Source organism: Streptomyces flavochromogenes (assembly GCF_000717595.1).
Lineage (GTDB): Bacteria > Actinomycetota > Actinomycetes > Streptomycetales > Streptomycetaceae > Streptomyces > Streptomyces flavochromogenes.
Genome location: NZ_JNZO01000009.1, coordinates 1 through 15,187, shown reverse-complemented (window position 1 = coordinate 15,187; position 15,187 = coordinate 1). Strand labels below are relative to the sequence as shown.

The 15,187-nt window shown below is 73.1% G+C and carries 16 protein-coding genes; 7 read left to right on the top strand and 9 right to left on the bottom strand.

The window, feature by feature from the left end; translation table 11 throughout:
• Positions 1–33 precede the first annotated feature (33 nt).
• Both IF00_RS0112480 and IF00_RS0112475 read left to right on the top strand, forming a co-directional pair.
• A complete protein-coding gene (locus IF00_RS0112480) occupies positions 34–483 on the top strand; it encodes a group III truncated hemoglobin (RefSeq protein ID WP_030317403.1) in 450 nt (149 codons plus the stop codon).
• A 107-nt stretch (positions 484–590) separates the two neighbouring features.
• The gene (locus IF00_RS0112475) at positions 591–1,004 is read left to right on the top strand and encodes a VOC family protein (RefSeq protein ID WP_030317401.1); all 414 of its coding nucleotides are present in this window, start codon (positions 591–593) and stop codon (positions 1,002–1,004) included.
• Between the two features lie 12 nt (positions 1,005–1,016).
• On the opposite strand, the gene IF00_RS0112470 is transcribed toward IF00_RS0112475, so the two are convergent.
• The 6 genes from IF00_RS0112470 to IF00_RS0112445 form a co-directional block, all read right to left on the bottom strand.
• Positions 1,017–1,778, bottom strand: coding sequence for an SDR family NAD(P)-dependent oxidoreductase (locus IF00_RS0112470; protein ID WP_030317400.1), 762 nt, complete (start codon positions 1,776–1,778; stop codon positions 1,017–1,019).
• Positions 1,775–3,103: an MFS transporter gene (locus tag IF00_RS0112465; protein ID WP_388305372.1), complete on the bottom strand. Its 1,329-nt coding sequence runs from the start codon at positions 3,101–3,103 to the stop codon at positions 1,775–1,777. Before IF00_RS0112465 ends, IF00_RS0112470 begins: the two co-directional genes overlap by 4 nt.
• A 280-nt stretch (positions 3,104–3,383) precedes the next feature.
• Positions 3,384–3,968: a TetR/AcrR family transcriptional regulator gene (locus IF00_RS0112460; protein ID WP_030317394.1), complete on the bottom strand. Its 585-nt coding sequence runs from the start codon at positions 3,966–3,968 to the stop codon at positions 3,384–3,386.
• A gap of 84 nt (positions 3,969–4,052) precedes the next feature.
• Positions 4,053–4,415, bottom strand: a complete 363-nt coding sequence (gene nirD / locus IF00_RS0112455) for a nitrite reductase small subunit NirD (protein WP_030317393.1) — start codon at positions 4,413–4,415, stop codon at positions 4,053–4,055.
• Entirely contained in the window at positions 4,412–6,946 is a 2,535-nt protein-coding gene (gene nirB / locus IF00_RS0112450) for a nitrite reductase large subunit NirB (protein WP_030317391.1), read from the bottom strand. Before nirB ends, nirD begins: the two co-directional genes overlap by 4 nt.
• Entirely contained in the window at positions 6,943–8,250 is a 1,308-nt protein-coding gene (locus IF00_RS0112445; protein WP_030317389.1) for an NAD(P)/FAD-dependent oxidoreductase, read from the bottom strand. Before IF00_RS0112445 ends, nirB begins: the two co-directional genes overlap by 4 nt.
• A gap of 208 nt (positions 8,251–8,458) precedes the next feature.
• Here IF00_RS0112445 and IF00_RS0112440 point away from each other — a divergent pair, with 208 nt between their 5' ends.
• Genes IF00_RS0112440 through IF00_RS0112435 form a run of 3 tightly spaced genes read left to right on the top strand, consistent with a single transcriptional unit; the run spans position 8,459 to position 10,890 of the window.
• The gene (locus IF00_RS0112440; RefSeq protein ID WP_425338305.1) at positions 8,459–9,874 is read left to right on the top strand and encodes a ferredoxin reductase family protein; all 1,416 of its coding nucleotides are present in this window, start codon (positions 8,459–8,461) and stop codon (positions 9,872–9,874) included.
• A complete protein-coding gene (locus IF00_RS45600; RefSeq protein WP_158710452.1) occupies positions 9,867–10,067 on the top strand; it encodes a hypothetical protein in 201 nt (66 codons plus the stop codon). The genes IF00_RS0112440 and IF00_RS45600 overlap by 8 nt, the downstream gene beginning before the upstream one ends.
• Before the next feature lie 37 nt (positions 10,068–10,104).
• Complete coding sequence (locus IF00_RS0112435) at positions 10,105–10,890, top strand: sulfite exporter TauE/SafE family protein (protein ID WP_030317387.1); 786 nt, start codon at positions 10,105–10,107, stop codon at positions 10,888–10,890.
• 42 nt (positions 10,891–10,932) lie between these two features.
• Here IF00_RS0112435 and IF00_RS0112430 read toward each other — a convergent pair whose 3' ends face one another.
• The 3 genes from IF00_RS0112430 to IF00_RS0112420 all read right to left on the bottom strand — a co-directional run bounded on the left by IF00_RS0112430 (position 10,933) and on the right by IF00_RS0112420 (position 13,340).
• Positions 10,933–11,562 carry a class F sortase gene (locus IF00_RS0112430; protein WP_030317386.1) on the bottom strand — a complete coding sequence of 210 codons (630 nt, stop codon included), beginning with the start codon at positions 11,560–11,562 and terminating at the stop codon, positions 10,933–10,935.
• A gap of 80 nt (positions 11,563–11,642) precedes the next feature.
• The gene (locus tag IF00_RS0112425; RefSeq protein WP_030317385.1) at positions 11,643–12,149 is read right to left on the bottom strand and encodes a hypothetical protein; all 507 of its coding nucleotides are present in this window, start codon (positions 12,147–12,149) and stop codon (positions 11,643–11,645) included.
• Between the two features lie 429 nt (positions 12,150–12,578).
• Positions 12,579–13,340: an aminotransferase class IV gene (locus IF00_RS0112420; protein WP_030317384.1), complete on the bottom strand. Its 762-nt coding sequence runs from the start codon at positions 13,338–13,340 to the stop codon at positions 12,579–12,581.
• Between the two features lie 92 nt (positions 13,341–13,432).
• Between IF00_RS0112420 and IF00_RS0112415 the strand changes: the two genes are divergently transcribed.
• Both IF00_RS0112415 and IF00_RS0112410 read left to right on the top strand, forming a co-directional pair.
• Positions 13,433–14,086 carry an NADPH-dependent FMN reductase gene (locus IF00_RS0112415; RefSeq protein WP_030317383.1) on the top strand — a complete coding sequence of 218 codons (654 nt, stop codon included), beginning with the start codon at positions 13,433–13,435 and terminating at the stop codon, positions 14,084–14,086.
• Positions 14,087–14,098: 12 nt separating this feature from the next.
• Positions 14,099–15,187: ABC transporter permease (locus tag IF00_RS0112410; protein ID WP_030317382.1), on the top strand; the 1,089-nt coding region annotated here is incomplete at its 3' end.

Here is a 15,187-nt window from a genome sequence, read left to right as displayed (position 1 = left end):
CGGGCGGTGCGCCGCAGCGGGCACACTGGGGGTATGCGTGCCAGCCGGGATGTCCGTGGTCGGGACGACCTCGACGTGTTGTTGCGGCGGTTCTACACCGCCGCCTTCGCCGACCCGCTCATCGGGCCGTTCTTCACCGAGGTCGCCGGAACCGACCTGGAGGTCCATCTGCCGCGCATCACCGACTTCTGGGAGCGCGCCCTCTTCCGTACCGCCGACTACGGGCGGGACGCCTTCGCCCCGCACGCCGCACTCCACTCCGCCCGGCCCCTCACCGCCGCCCACTTCGGGCGCTGGGTGCAGCTCTGGCACGCCACCGTCGACGGCCTCCACACCGGGCCGCTGGCGGAACGGGCCAAGGCGCAGGGCGAGCGGATCGCCCTCGCGATGCTGCGGCGGCTCGCCGGACCCGGGGCCGGTACCGAGGGCACGGGCGGCGGATTCGTACCGTTGGCGGCCCTCCGGCTGCGTTCCGCCGCCTGAGCGCAAAAAATCTTCGGGAGAGCGATGAGTCACGGGCGGGACGCCCGTCCTACCTCTTGAAAGCGCCGGAGCGACCGGCGCGACCGCAAGGGAAGAGAGAGCGCACCATGGCCCCGCAGATGATCTTCGTGAACCTGCCCGTCAAGAGTGTCGACGCCAGCAGGGCCTTCTTCGAGAAGCTCGGCTTCTCCCACAACCCGCAGTTCAGCGACGAGACCACCGCCTGTGTGGTCTTCAGCGACACGATCTTCGCGATGCTCCTCGCAGAGGACAAGTTCAAGTCCTTCATGGCCCCCGGCAAGGAGATCTCCGACGCCACCAAGGCCACGGAGGTCCTGGTCACCCTGAGCGCCGAGAGCCGTGAGAAGTGCGACGAGCTCGCCGACGCCGCCCTCGCCGCCGGCGGCACCCCCGCGAAGGAGGCGATGGACATGGGCTTCATGTACGGCCGTTCCTTCACGGACCTGGACGGCCACCACTGGGAGGTCTTCTGGATGGACCCGGCGGCCGCCCAGGGCTGAGCCCCGCGCGCGTCAGGCGGAGACGCCGCCGTCGATCACCAGGTCCGTGCCGACGGCGGAGCCGGCCGCGTCCGACGCGAGGTACAGCACCGCCGCCGCCACCTCCGCGGCGGAGGAGATCCGGCCCAGCGGGGACTCCTGCTTCATCCGGACCTCCCGATCGGCCTCCGTCTCGCCGGGCCGCAGGGACATCGCGGACTCCGAGGCGCCGGGGCTGACCGCGTTGATCCGGACCCCGTCGGCGATGTGGTCCAGGGCCGCGGCCCTGGTCAGCGCCGACACGGCCGCCTTCGAGACCTGATAGCCGAAGACCCCCGGGATCCGGACGTGCGGGCCCAGGTTCGACGCGATGTTCACGATCGAGCCGCCGCCGTGCGCCCGCATGTGCGTCACCTCGGCCTGCAGGGCGTGCAGCACTCCGGTGACGTTGATGTCGAGCAGTGTCCGCCAGTCGTCGAGAGGGAAGTCGGCGGCGCTGTGGCCGCCGCGGAAGACCCCCGCGTTGTTCACGGCCACGTCGAGACCGCCGTAGACCTCGACCGTACGCCGGACCAGTTCCCGTACGGACCCGGCGTCGGCCACATCGGCCGTGACGGCGGTGGCGGTGCCCCCGGCGGCCTCGATCAGACCGACCGTCCCCTCCAGGGGCTCGGTGGTACGGCCGGCGACGACGACCTTCGCGCCCTCGGCGGCGAAGGCGAGCGCGATGGCCCGGCCGAGACCGGATCCGGCCCCGGTGACCAGGACGACGCGGTCGGTGAAGCGTGCGTTCATGTGAGTCGACTCCCGTGTGTGTGCCTGCTGCGTGCGCGGATCGTGGTGACGGTGACGGCGAGTGCGGAAAAGAGGGCGGCGGCGGCCGCCAGGGACACCGCGTCTCCGCCGAGGGTGAGCAGTGCGGCGAAGACCACGGTCGGGCCGAGTTCCATCGCCGTGTTCAGGACGCCGCCCGCGAGGCCCGCCCGGTGCGCCGGGACGCCCTCGGTGGCCAGGACGGCGGCGGCCGAGAAGGACAGGGCGCCGCCGGCCGGCAGCAGGAGCAGGCCGGGGAGCAGCCCGTACGCGTACGGCACCGAGGTGTCGAAACCGGTCGCGGCGAGCAGTCCGAGCCCCGCCGCCGCGGTGCCGAGCCCGGCCGCGGTCACGCGCCCCGGGCCGTACCGCCCGATCAGCGGGCCCGCGAGCCGTCCCGAGCCCAGCAGGGCGACCGCGAAGGGCACGAAGGCGGCCGAGGCCCGCAGTTCGTCCCAGCCGCGCTGCTGCTGGAAGGAGAGGGAGAGCAGGATGAAGACGGTGGCCGTGCCGGCCGCCGTGAGGCCGATCGCGGCCAGGCCCAGGGCCCGGCGGCCGTCGCGCAGGAAGTCCGGGGGCAGCAGCGGGTCGGCGGTGCGTCGCTCCACCGCCCCGAAGGCGGCCAGCAGGGCCAGCCCGGACAGGAGGGGGGCGAGGACCGGGACGGAGCCCCACGCGTGGGCGTCGGTGAGGACGAGCCCGAAGCTGGCGAGGGTGATCCCGGTGGTGGCGAGCAGGGCGCCGGGGAGGTCGAGGGAGCGGCCGTTCGGAGCATCGCCGGGTCCGGGTGCGGTCCCCGGCAGTACGCGCGGCGCCAGGAGCAGGGCGGTGACGGTCACCGCCACCGGGACCGCGAACGTGCCGCGCCAGGACGTGGCCCCCGCGATCACCCCCGAGAGCAGGTTCCCCGCGGTGGCGCCCAGCACGGAGAGGCCGCCCCAGGTGGCCATCGCCCTGCCGTACGTCGCGGGTTCGGGGAACAGGGACCGGAGCACCGCCATCGCCGCCGGGGCGACGAGCGCGGCGCCGGCGCCCTGGCCGAACCGGGCGGCGAGCAGTGCCTCGTACCCGGGGGTGAGCGGCGCGAGAGCGGAGGCGGCGCCGAAGACCAGCAGCCCGGCGGTGAGGATCCGGCGCCCGCCGTAGCGGTCGGCGAGCCGCCCGCCGAAGAGGAGCAGTCCGGCGAAGGTCAGGCCGTACGCGGCGCTCAGCAGGATCACCTGGGCGCGGTCCAGCCGGAATTCGACGCCGATGCGGGGGAGGGGCACGGCGAGGGAGGCGAGCGTGAAGATGAGGGTCATCTGCACGGCCGCGAGGAGGGCGAAGCCTCCGCGGGTGCGGGGCTCGCGGGCGCGGCCTCCCGGTGTGCGGCTCTCGGGTGTCCGGCCTACGCGTGTGCGGCGTCCGTCCGTACGGCCTCCGCGTGCGCCGCGTCGGTCCGTACGGCCTCCGCCGCCGGCGGGCCCGTCGGGTTCCCGCAGCTTTGTCGACGACACTTTCCATCCCCCTGTACTTGACCGTACGTTCCAGAATGAGCCCCGAAGAAAGGGCGCCCCCCGTGGGCGCCCTTTCCTCCGTCCGGCTGCCTCAGTCCAGCAGGCCCAACGCCTGTTCCGCCGCGTCCCGGACCCTGGCCGGGTCGCTCGACGCCTTGCCGACTACCCGGATCCCCTGGAGCAGGACCAGGAGCATGCGCGCCAGGGCGCGCGGATCCCGGTCGGCCGGGAGCTCGCCCCCGGCGCGGGCCCGGGTGAGCGCCCCGTACAGGAGCGTCTCGATCTGCTCCCAGCTGAGCTCGACCCGACGGGCCACCGCCGTGTCGTGCGGACCCAGTTCCGCCGCCGAGTTGGTGACGAAACAGCCGTTCAGCCGCTCGTCGTCGGCCGACGCCTCGGAGGCGAAACGGCGGACGAGCGCGCGGACGGCCGGCAGGGCGGGGCCCGGGGCGGACAGCTCCTCGACGATCCGCGGGTCGCGGGTCTCCAGGTAGCGGTCCATGGCCTTCAGGTACAGCGCGTGCTTGTTCCCGAAGGTCGCGTAGATGCTGGCCCGGCCGACACCCAGGTGCTCCACGAGGTCCGACATCGTCGTCGCCTCGTAGCCGCGCGCCCAGAACAGGTCGAGAGCGGCCTGGAGCGCGGCGTCGGGGTCGAATTCCTTGGTCCTGGCCACGAGAGGACCGTACGACTATCTGGAACGATCGGTCAAGTTACTTCCCTCGTGCGAGGTCACGCGAGCGACGCCACGCGAGGGACGTCACACGTGCGACGTCACACGCACCGGGAACACCGTCACCGTGACCTCGTCGTCGTCCAGGCATCGGCCGGTCTCCAGGTCGAAGCGCTGCTTCAGGAGCGGCGAGGCCACGAACGGCCGCCCCTCCGCCGAACCGAGGAGTCCCCGGGAGAGCACCTGCGCCCCCGTGAACGGGTCGCGGTTGTCGATCGCGTACGTCCGTCCCGAGCGGTCCCGGAAGACCGCCACCTGCCGGCCGTCCGGCAGCAGTGCGGCCACGCCCCGGCCCGGAGTCAGCCGGGCCTCCTCGCAGACCGTCACCCAGGAGCCGGGGTCGGGGGAGATCTCGAGCGTCGTCGTGGTGAGCGTCGTGAGGGTCGTCATCGGGAGGAAGCCCCTTCCAGCGTGCTGTTCGTCCTGCCGAGCGTCAGGATCGTGAGGTCCGGCTTGATCTGGTCGCGCTCCGGGACGAAGCGGACCGAGGGGTCCGGTGCCTCCGGTGCGTTCACGAAGGAGACGAAGCGCCGCAGCCGCTCCGGGTCGTCCAGGGTCTGCGCCCACTCGTCCTGGTAGTCGGCGACGTGGGCCGCCATCAGCGCCTCCAGCTCGTCGCAGAGCCCGAGCGAGTCGTGCACCACCACGTCCTTGAGGTGGTCGAGCCCGCCCTCCAGGCGCTCCAGCCAGGTCGACGTCCGCTCCAGGCGGTCCGCCGTCCGGATGTAGAACATCAGGAACCGGTCGATCAGGCGCACCAGTTCGGCGTCGGAGAGGTCCTGGGCGAGCAGATCCGCGTGGCGCGGGGTCGCGCCGCCGTTCCCGCCGACGTACAGGTTCCAGCCGCCGGCCGTCGCGATGATCCCGAAGTCCTTCGACTGCGCCTCGGCGCACTCGCGGGCGCAGCCGGAGACCGCCGACTTGAGCTTGTGCGGGGCGCGCAGGCCCCGGTAGCGCAGCTCCAGCTGGATCGCCATCTTCACCGAGTCCTGGACGCCGTACCGGCACCAGGTCTGCCCCACGCAGGACTTGATCGTGCGCAGCGCCTTGCCGTACGCGTGCCCCGACTCGAAGCCCGCGTCGACCAGCCGGGTCCAGATCGACGGGAGCTGGTCCACCCGGGCCCCGAAGAGGTCGATCCGCTGGCCGCCGGTGATCTTCGTGTAGAGGCCGAAGTCGCGGGCCACCTCGCCGATCACGATCAGCTTGTCCGGGGTGATCTCGCCGCCGGGGATGCGCGGAACGACCGAATACGAGCCGTTGCGCTGCATGTTGGCGAGGAAGTGGTCGTTGGTGTCCTGGAGGGAGGCCTGCTCGCCGTCCAGGATGTAGCCGTTGTTGAGCGAGGCGAGAATCGAGCCGACGGTCGGCTTGCAGACCTCGCAGCCCTCCCCGCCCCGCGCCTCCTCCCGCCCGTGCGAGTCGAGCAGTGCGGCGAAGGAGGTCACCCGCAGGGCGCGGGCGATCTCGTACAGCTCGCTCCGGGTGTACGAGAAGCAGCCGCACAGGCCCTTGTCGGCCGGCGCCGGCAGCAGCTTCTCGATGACCTTCACGCAACTGCCGCAGCCCGTACCGGCCTTGGTGCACTTCTTCACCTCGGCGAGCGAGGAGCACGCGCCGATCGCGTGCTTCGTCACGTTGTGGCAGGAGCAGATCACCGCGTCGTCCGGCAGCGCCGAGGGCCCCAGCGCGACCGGCGCGCCCGCGCCCGCCGGCAGGACCAGCTGCTCGGGGGAGACCGGCGGCACGGTGCCGGTGAGCGGGCGGAGCAGGCCGTACTGCTCGGCGTCGCCGACCAGGACACCGCCGAGGAGGACACCGTCGCCGCTCACGACCAGCTTCTTGTAGACCCCCGAACGGGAGTCGGAGTACACCACGTCGAGGCAGCCCTCGGCCGTGCCGTGCGCGTCGCCGAAGGACGCGACGTCCACGCCGAGCAGCTTCAGCTTCGTCGACAGGTCGGCGCCGGTGAAGCCGTCGCCCTCGCCCGCCTCCTCCGCCAGGGTCGCGGCCACCGTCTGCGCCATCTCGTAGCCCGGCGCGACCAGGCCGTACACCCGCCCGTCCGAGGCGAGGGCGCACTCGCCGATCGCGAAGACCGCCGGGTCGGAGGTGCGGCACTGCTCGTCGACCGCGATGCCGCCGCGCTCCCCGACGGTCAGGCCGCAGTCGCGGGCGAGCTGGTCCCGGGGCCGTACACCGGCCGAGAACACGACCATGTCCGTGGCCAGTTCGGAGCCGTCCGACAGCTTCATGCCCGTGACCGAGCCGTCCGCCGTCACGACCTCCTGGGTACCCGTCCCCGTGTGGACGGTCAGACCCATCCGCTCGATCGTGCGCAGCAGCGCGGCGCCGCCGCCCTCGTCGACCTGCACCGGCATCAGCCGGGGTGCGAACTCCACGACGTGGGTGTCGAGTCCGAGGCCCTTGAGCGCGCCGGCCGCCTCCAGGCCGAGCAGACCGCCGCCGACGACCGCGCCGGTCGTCGCCGTCTTCGCGTACTCCTCGATCGCGAGGAGGTCCTCGATCGTCCGGTAGACGAAGCAGCCGCGGGCGTCCTTGCCGGGGACGGGAGGCACGAAGGGGTAGGAGCCGGTGGCGAGGACGAGAGCGTCGTACGCGAAGACCCGCCCGGAGCGCGCGGTCACCGTGCGGGCCTCGCGGTCCACCGACTCCGCCGCGTCGCCCACGTACAGCTCGATGCCGTGCTTCTCCATGAAGCCCGCCTCGACCATCGACAGATCGTCCGGGGTCTTGCCGGAGAAGTACGAGGTCAGCTGGACGCGATCGTAGGCGGGGCGCGGCTCCTCGCAGAGGACGACGATCCTGGCCCGCTCGGTGACACCGCGGTCGGCGAGCGACTCCAGGAACCGCTGGCCGACCATTCCGTGGCCGACCAGGACGATGGTGGGGGTGGTCATGAGGAGCCTCCGTCGTGGGTGAGCAGGTGCAGCAGGGGGGCCTCGTCGGGCAGGGCTTCGTCGCCCTCCCAGGCCCGGGCGAGCGTGCCGACGGCGGCCAGATCGCCGAGGAGGACGCCACCGACGAGGCGGTCTCCGCGGACGACGACCTTGCGGTAGGCGCGGCGGGTGGCGTCGGTGAGCTGGACGACGTCGTCGCCCGGTCGCGGGGTGGCCTCGCCGAAGGCGGCGAGGTCGAAGGGTTCGGCTCCGCCGAGGGTGAGGCGGGTGAGGGCGCGGGTGCCGGTGTACCCGGTCACGAGCGCTTCGTCCGGGGGGACCCCCACCGCCCCGGCGGGACGATCGCCCACACGGGAGTGGGTGGAGGTGGCGGTCTCGGGCGTGCCTCCACGGGAGTGAACGGAGTTTTCCGACAGGAGGAGGTCCGCCAAGGCGTCCGCCTGGTCCAGGGCCGGGCCCGCCAGGCCGTAGACCCTGCCCCCGTGCTCCGCGCAGTCGCCGATCGCGTGGATGTACGGGTCCGACGTCCGGAGCTCGTCGTCGACCACGATCCCCGTCGCCACCGCGAGGCCCGCCTCCCTCGCCAGGGCCACCCTCGGGCGGACCCCGCACGCCAGGACCACGACCTGCGCGTCGAGGACGAAGCCGTCGGCCAGTTCGACCGCCGTCACCTCTCCGTCCCGCTGCCGCAGACCGCTCACCCGGCACTCGGTGTGCACCTCGACCCCGAGGGACTCGACATGCTCGCGAAGCAGGTCCGAAGCGGCCTCGTCCAGTTGGCGTTCCATCAGGCGCTCGCCCTGCTGGGTGAGCACCACCTCCGCGCCCAGCGCGGCCAGTGCCCGCGCCGCCGAGACTCCGAGGAGCCCGCCGCCGATGACCACCGCCCGCACCCCGGGCCGTACCCGGTCGCGCAGCGCCAGGCAGTCGTCGAGCGTGCGGAAGGCGTGGACGCCCTCCGGCAGCTCCGCTCCGCCCGGGCGGCGCAGTCCGCGCAGCGGAGGGAGTACCGGGTTGGATCCCGTGGCCAGGACCAGACGGTCGTAGCCGACGAGCGAACCGTCCGCGCACTCCACCGTCCGCGCCGCCCGGTCGATCCGCACCGCCCGCACCCCGAGCCGTACCGGCTCGCAGGTCCCGGGCAGGGCGATCACCTCGGGGGCGTACCGCCCGGCGAGGACGTCGGCGAGCAGCACCCTGTTGTACGGGGCGTGCGGCTCCTCGCCGAGGAGGGTGACGGGCAGGCGCTGGGCGAGCCGGGCGCCCGCCGTTCCGCCCCCGACCACCACGATCCGTGTACTCATACCGGGAAGCGTGCGCGGCCGGTGTTACCCGACGGGATCCCGACTGTTTCCCGTACGGAACGCTGATCTCCGTCCCCGGCCCCGTCCGCTGTGAGGCCGGGCGGGGCGGCCGTCCGGATTAACCCGCGGTCAGGCTCGGCTCAAGCCAGGCTTAAGGATCGGGGGGAGTGAGCTGAGCTGCGGATTCCCGTATACGGGCGGACCTACTGTGCCGGATGTGACCACCGAGGCCAGCCATCCTCTCTACGTACCCCTCCGACCCCTGCGCGCCGAACCGGCCCCCGCGCCGCCGGCACCCGCCCCGCCCCTGCCCGTGCTGCGGCTCGCCCCCGGGCGCCTGAGGAACGCGATCCTCGGCGGCGCCGGGGCCGTCGCCCTGCTCTGGGGTGTCCAGGCCCGGGCCTCCGCCCGCCTCGACGCCTTCTTCGCGTCCGGCGCGCACCTCACCGGTCTCCTCGCCGGGTACGGCGTCCTCGTCCTGCTGCTGCTCATGGCCCGCGTCCCGGCCGTCGAGCACGGCGTGGGCGCCGACCGGCTCGCCCGCTGGCACGCCCTCGGCGGCCGGTACGTCCTCGGCCTGATCGGCGCGCACGCGCTCCTCGCGCTCTGCGGTTACGCCGTGCACACCCGTACCGACCTCGTCACCGCCACCGGGGGCCTCCTGGGGTACGGGGCGATCGCCGCCGCCACCGCCGGCACCGCCCTCTTCGTCGCCGTCGGCGTCACCTCCGCCCGGGCCGTACGGAGCCGGGTCCGGCACGAGATCTGGCGGGCCGTCCACCTCGGCGGGCTGCTCGCCGCCGCCCTCGGCTTCGTCCACCAGCTCGCCGGCCCCGACATCGCCGGCAGCCTCCTCGTCCGCTGGCTCTGGTCGATGGCGCACGGCACCGTCGCCGTCCTCCTCCTCTGGTACCGGCTCGTCGTCCCCGTCCGTGCCGCCCTCCGCCACGAGCTGCGGGTCGTCGAGGTGCGCGACGAGGGCCCGGGCGTCGTCTCGGTTCTCGTCCGGGGCAGGGGAGTGGCCCGACTGTGCGCCGAGCCCGGCCAGTTCTTCCGCTGGCGCTTCCTGCGGCGCGGGCTCTGGGCGACCGCGCTGCCCTTCTCCCTCTCCGCGCCCGTCCGCGACGACACCCTGCGGATCACGGTCAAGGCGCTCGGCGACCACACCCGCCGCATCCGCCGGCTCCGCCCCGGCGTCCGGGTCCTCGCCTCCGGCCCCTTCGGGGCGCTCACCGCCCACCGCCGCACCCGCCGCAAGGTGCTGCTGCTCGCCGGAGGCGTCGGCATCACCCCGCTGCGCGCCCTGTTCGAGACGCTGCCCGGCGGCCCCGGCGACGTGACCCTCCTCTACCGGGCCTCCGACGCCGCCGGGCTCGTCCTGCGCGAGGAGCTGGAGGCCATCGCCCGCGAACGGCAGGCCGCCCTCCACTTCCTCCTCGGCCGCTCCGACGACTCCTTCGACCCCCTCGCGCCGCGCGCCCTGCGCCATCTGGTGCCGGACCTCGCCGCCCACGACGTCTACCTCTGCGGTCCGCCCGCCATGGCCCGCGCCGCCACCGCCAACCTGATCCGGGCCGGGGTACCGGCCTCCCGCATCCACAGCGAGGACTTCGACCATGCCTAGACACGGCGCTCCCCGCGTCCCCCGCGGCCACTCCGTCGAGCAGGCCCGGCGCCGGCTCGCCGCCGCCCTCCTCGGCGCCGGCGCGCTCGCCGCGACCCTCCTCACGGCCTCCGTCTCCCCGGCCGCGCCGCCGGCCCCCGACCGAGACCCCGGCGCCGCAAGCTCAGACGTAGCTCAACTCTCCAGAGATTGATGGACGGGGCAACGATCGCCTCCCTAGGCTCTCGGGCATGCCCGAGATCTCGCTGACCACCCTTGTCCTGCTGTGCCTCGCCGCGCTCGTGGCGGGCTGGATCGACGCGGTGGTCGGCGGCGGCGGGCTGCTCCTGCTGCCCGCCCTGCTGCTCGGTCTGCCGAACGTCCAGGCCGCGCACATCCTCGGCACCAACAAGGCCGTCGCGATCGTCGGCACCACCGGGGCCGCCATCACCTACGTCCGCAAGGCGCCCGTGCGGGTCTGGACGGCGGTACGCATCGGGCTCGCCGCCCTCGCGGGCTCCATGGCCGGCGCCTTCTTCGCGGCGGGCATCAGCAGCGACGTGCTGCGCCCGGTCATCATGGTCGTCCTGCTCGCGGTGGCGGCCTTCGTGATGCTGCGGCCGTCGTTCGGCGCGAAGGCCGAGGGGGAGGAGCGGGCGCCGCTGACCCGGGCCCGGATCGTGACCGCGATCGTCGTGGTCGGCGGCGGGATCGGCTTCTACGACGGCCTGTTCGGTCCCGGCACCGGCACCTTCCTGGTCCTCGCGCTGACCGCCGTCCTCCACCTCGACCTGGTGACCGCCTCGGCGACCGCGAAGATCGTCAACGTCTGCACCAACGCGGGCGCGCTCGCGATGTTCGCGTACCAGGGCAGCGTGTACTGGCAGCTCGCCGCCGTCATGGCGGTCTTCAACCTGATCGGCGGGACGGTCGGGGCGCGGATGGCGCTCAGCAAGGGCGCCGAGTTCGTGCGCGGGGTGCTGCTCGTCGTGGTGCTCTCGCTGGTCGCGAAGCTCGCCTTCGACCAGTGGGCCTGACGCTCACCCGACCGTTCACCGGGCGGTCGCGGTGGCCGACGCTCACCGGGCCGACGGTCGCACCCCGATGAGATGCCCGAAGGCGACCACGTTCCCCTGGTAGCCGTTCTTCTTCGAGAAGCCGCCGCCGCAGGTGATCACCCGGATCTCCGCGCGGTTCGCCTCGTCGTACACCTTCCGGTCCGGGAAGTCCTTGTTCTCGTAGACCTCGACCGCGTCCACCGTGAACACCGCGGTCCGCCCGTCCTGCCGGTCCACCTCGATCCGGTGGCCCTTCTTCAGGGCGCCGAGCGTGTAGAAGACGGCAGGCCCTTCGGCGTTGTCGACATGGCCCGCGACGATCGCCGTGCCCTTGGCGCCGGGCGCGGCGCCGCCCTCGTACCAGCCGGCCATGTTCCGGTTCCCGGCTGGCGGTACGGCGAGCGAACCGTCCGAGGCCAGGCCGAGCGGCATCATCGGGGTGTCGACGTCGGTCTCGGGGATGCGCAGCCGGACCGGCGCCGAGGGCGGCAGCGGGTCGGCCGCGGCGTCGGTGTGCACGCTCGGCCCTGCGGCGAAGGCCTGGGCTGCCGACGGCACGGGCGGGGTGACCTGCTCAGAGCCGTTCTGGACGAGCCAGAGCCCGACGCAGGCGGCCGCGGCTATGCCCCAGCCCTTGCTCCTGTTGCCCACCTGGGCTCCCTGGGGTGTGGCCCTGCCCCCGCCGGGGCCGCGATCGGGCGCTCCGGCGGGGGCAGGACAGGCGGATGGTCTCAGTGGCCCTGCGCGCCGCTCGCCCGGCGACGCAGGAGCCAGACCCCGCCCACGGCAGCTGCGGCCAGCACCGCCGCGCCTGCCGTGACCTGGGCGGTGTCGGGGCCGACGCTGCCCCCGACACCGGTCTGGACGTGGCCGCTGGGACGGCGGTGCTTGACGGTCAGGTCGCCCCGGGCCGTCTTGCCGTTGTCGCAGGCCACGCTGATGCCGTACGTGCCGGCCTTGGCGTGCTCCGGTACGTGGAACTGGCCGACCACGACCTCCTTGTGCGTGCTCGGGCTCAGCTGGAACTCGCCCGCGCCGAGCGAGTTCGCGTCCCCGACGCCGCGGCCGTGTTTGCCGCAGGCGAGCGTGTTCACGGTGACGGTCGTGCCGGGTTCGGCATCGGAGGGGAAGATTTCGAGCCACTCGGAGTCGCCGGCGAATGCCGAGGGGACGGCGAGGGCTCCGATCGCGGCGACCGTCAGCGCGGTACCGGTGAACAGGCGGACAATGGTGCGCATGGGGGGCCTCCGGGGCGCGCGAGCGGTCGAGCGGGGCGGTCGTTCCGGGAGGGACTTCCCGGAACGGCCTTCTGTGACCGAGATAAGAGCCGCCGCGCGCGCCGCGCCTCCTGATGAGGCATCAGGATTGGGCCGTCCGATACGGTGTGTCGCCTGGATTTTCTGTGTTTACGCAGGTCAGGGCGGGTTGCGTTGTGTCAGGTGACGCTTCGTGCCGAACGGGTGATCAGGTGCCGCCCGTCGGGCGGGTCCGCCGTGTCCTGCGCGCCCCTCGGACCCTTTCAGGCGCCCTCGGACCCGCCCGGACCCCTGTCGGGCGAGCGCTTTGCCCGCCGGCCTCGCGCGGCGAGACGGTGTGTCTCGGACCCTTCCGGTGTGTCCCCCGTGCGGCCCGCACGTCGTGCGCGGTCGCATGCGCCCTGTGTCGCTCTACAGTTCGTCCCACTCCACCGAGTCGTACGCCGAGTACACCCGTCCCATGAGCTCCTCGTCCACCGCGAACGTCACCTCGTCGATCGCCGTCACGGCCGCGATGGAGCGGGAGTTGGTGACGAACGCGGCCCGGTAGCCCGCCAGATCGGCCAGCGTGACCGGGCGCCGGACCGACTCCAGTCGCGGTTCCAGGAGGGTCATGGCGATCCCGCGGAGGCAGGGAGCCGACGGCCAGACCACCGAAGTGCCGTCCCAGAAGGCGATGTTGGTGATCGCGCCCTCGGCGATCTCGCCGTACGGGGAGGTCAGCACGGCCTCGTCGAAGCCGGCTCGCTGCGCCGCCGCGCGGTGATAGCTCTGGCCGAAGCCGCCCAGGTGCTTGATGTGCGGCGCGGGTCGCCAGTACTCGACCGTCGTCAGGCGCTGCGGGGCGCCGGGGCCGTCCGGGGCGGGGGCGGCGACGGTCACCGCGATACGGACGTCCGGGTACACGTACACGCGCACGGAGGCGTTCCGCTGCCCGGAGGTCGCGAGGGCCCCGGCGATCAGGGTGCGGACGTGCTTGCCGTCCAGTTCCCGGCCGAAGAGTTCGCGGGTCGCGCGGTCGAGGCGGTCGAGGTGCAGGTCGAGGCCCTTCACGCGTCCGTCTCGCACCTGCATCGCGGTGAAGTGTCCGAAGCCGGTCATGAGGGCGGCGAGCAGCCCGGGGTCGGTCGCGGGGGCGCCGTCGATCTCGATGTGCGGGGTCGGAGTCGTCATGCACTCACCGTACGTCCGGGGAAACGGCCTTGGGGAAGGGCTTCGGATCGCCGCTTGACCTCAACCAAACTTGAGGTACCACGATCATCGGCATGGACATCACGAACGCCTCCACGGCCACCGTTTCCCCCGCCTCCTCCGCGACTCCCGCCGCCGCGGACGGCGCCCCCGCCCCCCTGACCCTCGCCCTCGTCGTCGCCAGCGACCGCGAAGGACGCTTCGCCCCCGTCGTCACCGACTGGTTCCGCTCCCGCCTCGCCGAGCGCGAGGACTTCACCGTCACCGTCGTCGACCTCGCCGAGATCGACCTCCCCACCTCCCTCTCCTACGACCCGTCCCCGGCCGTCCGCGCCGAACTCGCCAAGGTCACCCCGGTGCTGGAGGCCGCCGACGCGTACGTCGTCGTCACCCCCGAGTACAACCACTCCTTCCCCGCCGCCCTCAAGAACCTGATCGACCGGCACTACACCGAATGGCAGGCCAAGCCCGTCGGCTTCGTCTCCTACGGCGGGATCTCCGGCGGCCTGCGGGCCGTCGAGCAGCTCCGGCAGGTGTACGCCGAGATGCACGCGGTCACCGTCCGCGACACCGTCTCCTTCCACAACGCCCATGGGCTGTTCGACGCGGACGGACGGCACAAGGACCCCGCCGGCGCGGAGGGCGCCGCCAAGGCGCTCCTCGACCAGCTCGGCTGGTGGGGACGCGCCCTCAAGGACGCCAAGTCCGTGCGCCCCTACGGCGCGTGAGGGACCGTCACCATGCTGCTGCGACTCCTCGCGCCCCGCCTCAGGCCGTACCGGCACCTCCTCGCCCTCCTCGTCGCCCTCCAGCTCGTCCAGTCCCTCGCCTCCCTCGCCCTGCCCGCCCTCAACGCCGGCGTCATCGACCGGGGCGTCCTGCGCGGCGACACGGACCGTGTCCTCAGCGGCGGCGCCGCGATGGTCGCCGTCACCCTCCTCCAGGCGGCGGCCGCGGCCGCCGCCACCTACACCGGCGCCCGGGTCGCCATGGGCGTCGCCCGCGACCTGCGCTCCGAAGTCTTCCGCCGCGTCCAGGAGTTCTCCGCGCGGGAGCGGGGCCGCTTCGGCGCCGCCTCCCTGATCACCCGTACGACCAACGACGTCCAGCAGATCCAGACCTTCACCGTCCTCGTCCTGACCATGCTGGTCGCCGCGCCGCTCCTCTGCTTCGGCGGCATCGCCATGGCCCTGCGCCAGGACGTGCCGCTCGCCCTGGTGCTGCTGCTCTTCGTGCCGGTGATGACCGGGGCCGTCGGCGCCGTCGTCCTGCGGATGCGGCCGCTCTTCAAGGGCATGCAGGAGCGCATCGACCGCGCCGGACGGGTGCTGCGTGAGCAGATCACCGGCGTCCGCGTGGTCCGCGCCTTCGTCCGTGACCGGCACGAGCGGGAACGGTTCGCCGCCGCCAACGACGAACTCCGCTCCGTCGGCCTCCGGGCCGGCCGGCTCCAGGCCCTGATGTTCCCGACGGTACTCGTCGTCTGGGAGCTGACGACCGTGGCCCTCGTGTACGTCGGCGCCCACCGCATCGACTCGGGCGCACTCCAGCCCGGCGGGCTCGTGGCCTTCCTCGGCTATCTGCTCCAGATCTCGATGTCCGTGATGATGGTCCTCTTCCTCCTCATGCACATGCCCCGGGCCGAGGCGGGCGCCGTCCGTGTCCGCGAGGTGCTCGACATCCGCTCGTCCGTCGTCCCGCCGGCCTTCCCGGTCCGTACATCCGGCGACCGGGGGCATCTGGAGGTCCGGAGTGCCGACTTCCGGTACCCCGGTGCGGAGGAGTCCGTCCTCAAGGACGTCGGCCTCGAAGCCCGCCCGGGTGAGACG

Bases quoted from the DNA above. Each gene is read 5' to 3' on its own strand.
- IF00_RS0112480 (WP_030317403.1), top strand. From the start codon at position 34: ATGCGTGCCAGCCGGGATGTCCGTGGTCGGGACGACCTCGACGTGTTG.
- IF00_RS0112475 (WP_030317401.1), top strand. From the start codon at position 591: ATGGCCCCGCAGATGATCTTCGTGAACCTGCCCGTCAAGAGTGTCGAC.
- IF00_RS0112470 (WP_030317400.1), bottom strand. From the start codon at position 1,778: ATGAACGCACGCTTCACCGACCGCGTCGTCCTGGTCACCGGGGCCGGA.
- nirD (WP_030317393.1), bottom strand. From the start codon at position 4,415: ATGACGACCCTCACGACGCTCACCACGACGACGCTCGAGATCTCCCCC.
- nirB (WP_030317391.1), bottom strand. From the start codon at position 6,946: ATGACCACCCCCACCATCGTCCTGGTCGGCCACGGAATGGTCGGCCAG.
- IF00_RS0112445 (WP_030317389.1), bottom strand. From the start codon at position 8,250: ATGAGTACACGGATCGTGGTGGTCGGGGGCGGAACGGCGGGCGCCCGG.
- IF00_RS45600 (WP_158710452.1), top strand. From the start codon at position 9,867: ATGCCTAGACACGGCGCTCCCCGCGTCCCCCGCGGCCACTCCGTCGAG.
- IF00_RS0112435 (WP_030317387.1), top strand. From the start codon at position 10,105: ATGCCCGAGATCTCGCTGACCACCCTTGTCCTGCTGTGCCTCGCCGCG.
- IF00_RS0112425 (WP_030317385.1), bottom strand. From the start codon at position 12,149: ATGCGCACCATTGTCCGCCTGTTCACCGGTACCGCGCTGACGGTCGCC.
- IF00_RS0112420 (WP_030317384.1), bottom strand. From the start codon at position 13,340: ATGACGACTCCGACCCCGCACATCGAGATCGACGGCGCCCCCGCGACC.
- IF00_RS0112415 (WP_030317383.1), top strand. From the start codon at position 13,433: ATGGACATCACGAACGCCTCCACGGCCACCGTTTCCCCCGCCTCCTCC.